This is a genomic window from Fodinibius halophilus, from assembly GCF_011059105.1.
GTDB lineage: Bacteria > Bacteroidota > Rhodothermia > Balneolales > Balneolaceae > Fodinibius > Fodinibius halophilus.
Genome location: NZ_JAALLS010000069.1, coordinates 1 through 1,106 on the forward strand (window position 1 = coordinate 1; position 1,106 = coordinate 1,106).

At 51.4% G+C, this 1,106-nt stretch carries 1 protein-coding gene; it reads right to left on the reverse strand.

Features of this window, described 5'->3' with window-relative positions; translation table 11 throughout:
- Positions 1-7: 7 nt before the first annotated feature.
- Entirely contained in the window at positions 8-1,015 is a 1,008-nt protein-coding gene (locus G3569_RS18205) for an IS30 family transposase (RefSeq protein ID WP_434084079.1), read from the reverse strand.
- Between the last annotated feature and the right edge of the window lie 91 nt (positions 1,016-1,106).

The window sequence follows — 1,106 nt, forward strand, 5'->3', positions numbered from 1 at the left end:
GCTGTGTTCAATCCATTAATGCAACAGAGGCTGCGCGGTGTTTTAGGGTTTGTTGAATGGGATTAAGGTAATCAAATTTTCGAACCGGTCGAAAGTTTAGGTATTGCTCGACGGTTTTGATACGCTCGGCAGGGATTTCTCGAAGGTCGGTACCCTTCGGAAAGAAACGGCGAAGCACCCCGATGCGGTTTTCTACCGTCCCTTTATCCTGAGAGGTATACGGACGGGTGAAGTAAGTATCAACATCCAGTTGTTCGGCGATGTCTTGGTGACGGGCAAACGCCTTATCGTTGTCAAAAGTCAGGGTTTTGATGAACGCAGATGGAATCCGCCCCAGCCGCTGGGTAATCCGGTCGGCCATACCTTCTGCCTTTCGGGACGTTACCTTCTCCAAGGCTGTTAGCAGGGTAGTCCGATCGGTCAGTACCAGCAGGGCTGACTTGTGAGCTTTTCCCATCATCAGGTCTACTTCGATGTCGCCCAAACGCTGTCGCTTCTCCACTACTTCCGGCCGCTCGGTAATGGGCACGCGTCCTGTAATTGTACCCCTGCCATCTTGGTAGTTGCCCCGTTTTCGCTTTCGTCGGCCATGTTTGAGGTGCTTGTACAGGTTCTTATCAGTGGAATCCTTGGCTTGTTTCGCTTTCCAAATCCACTGATAGATGGTCTCGTGGGAGACCCCATCGATACCGAGTACCTGCCAGCGACCACTGATAAGCTCTGGGGACAGCTTCTCTTGGGTCAGCCATCGACGGGCCTGGGTTTTGAGCTGCCGACTAAATCGCCGGTGCTTGGGCTTTTTCCGATGACGCTTGTCTGTGAGTTGCTGAGCCTCCTCTGGGCAGTAGCTGTTGGGTTCGCCGCTGCTTTTAGCTACATTACGCCTAAGCTCCCGACTGATTGTGGAACGATGTACGCCAATGGTTCGGGCAATTTCGCTTTGGTTATGGCCCGCATCGAGCAAGGCTTTGATTTGATGACGATTTTCTATGCTGAGTTGGGTGTATTTTTGCATAAGCAACATAAATATAACCCGCTCGGCGGAAGACCTCAGGGGAATTCCCCTGAGGTCTTCTTTCATGTTGCATTTACTACTTGAACTCAGA